A 1,599-nucleotide genomic window follows, 5' to 3' on the forward strand; every position below is an offset into this window, starting at 1 on the left:
GGCTCTTCATGCACCACGATGGGTGTGGGTGCGGGCTCTGCGCCTGCACGCTTGGCCACCCGGGGGCTCGGCTTGGGTGCAGACGCAACCACAAAGGCAGGAGCAGGTGCGGCCGCAGAGGCGGCGCTGGCTGACGCCACTGCGCCATCCGAGCTTAGACCTTGCGCGTCGCCCCCGGCAGCAGCCGGAGCGCTGACCTCCACCATGGCTGCGTCTGAAGCCGCCGCTGCGGCAGGCCGCTCGGCCATCTCCGTAATGATCTCGTCCCGGGGCGGCTTGCTGCCCTGGCTCCAGCGCCAACCGGCGCCGGCCACCACAGCCACCAACGCCGCCACCACGATGCCCGCCACCAAAGGGGAACGCCGTGGGGATGGGGTCGGCTTGCCATTGCTGCGCACTACATCCCGCTCCAAAGGCGCAGAACGCCGATCGGCTGCACGCGACCCGCCTGCGCCCGGTGAACGGTGGTGTGGCAGGTCCTCAAAGCGCGAATCGTCGTCGGCCACCACGGTATCGCCGGCATCGATGAACACCGTGTCGCCAGCATCGGCCGCCACGGTGTCAGGACCAGCCAGCATGACCGTATCCCCACCAAAATCATCGCCAGGGCGGCTGGCATCCGATGCGGGAGCCGCCGCCACCAATTCCTCACGCTGGGCCTGTGCCTGCATCTCGGCCATGATCTTGGGGGCGGAGGTTACGTCCACGGTAGGGGTGGCCAGACCCGGGCCAGGCTGGTCGGCGGGCTCCACCCAGATGTCGCCCAACTCCGCCCGGAAGTCGAAGTGCTGCACATCGTCCGGCGCCGACGTCATCTCCATGGTCTGGAGAAAGGCATCAATGCTCTGTGGGCGGTCCTCGGGCCGAAGGGCCAGCGATTGGGCAATCGCCGCGACAAAAGGCGCTGAATACTCCACCCCAAACTGCCGCTTGACGGTTTTGGCGATGCGGGAGAACGACACCATGCGGTCACGGATGGAGCGCAGCGTGGCGGGCAGGGGCGTGTCATTGGCCAGACACCCGTGCATGACCGCTGCCAGCGAGTACAAGTCGCTCCACGGGCCTTGGCGCAGTTCCTCGTCGCCGTCGGAATACTGCTCGATGGGGGCGTAGTTCACCTTCAGCACCGCCGTGTGCTTGCGGTCCTGGTCGTTGATGGCGTGCCGGGCGGCGCCCAGGTCCAGCAACACCGGCGGGCCGTTGTCCTGCAGGAAAATGTTGTCGGGCGAAATGTCGCGGTGCAGCGTGTTGCCATCGTGCAGCACGCGCAGCGCATCCAGCACCGACCACAGCAGCTTGCGCAGCCAGGCCTCGGGTGGGGGGGTGCGCATCTGGGCACGGGCTTGCTTGAACGTCATGCCCGAGTACAGCGGCATGACCATGTAGGCCGTGTTGTTGGCCTCCCAGAAGCGGAACACCTTGACCAGAGAGGGATGGTCAAACTGCGCCAGCAGACGGGCCTCGCCCACAAAAGAGACCAGCCCGGCCTGGAAGGTCTGCTGGTCGGACGAGGACCGCACCCAGAGCGACTGCCCCTGCGAGCGCCCGGCCAGCGCCGAGGGCATGTACTCCTTGATGGCCACCGCCCGGTGCAGGGAA

General features: G+C 67.3%; 1 protein-coding gene. It reads right to left on the reverse strand.

What is annotated here, in order from left to right; translation table 11 throughout:
* Nucleotides 1–1,599 (reverse strand): protein kinase (locus DBR23_RS21445; RefSeq protein WP_108499535.1); only part of this gene is annotated, 1,599 nt, incomplete at both ends.

The sequence above is a fragment of the Acidovorax sp. HMWF018 genome (genome assembly GCF_003061035.1).
In the GTDB taxonomy this organism is placed as follows: domain Bacteria; phylum Pseudomonadota; class Gammaproteobacteria; order Burkholderiales; family Burkholderiaceae_C; genus Acidovorax; species Acidovorax delafieldii.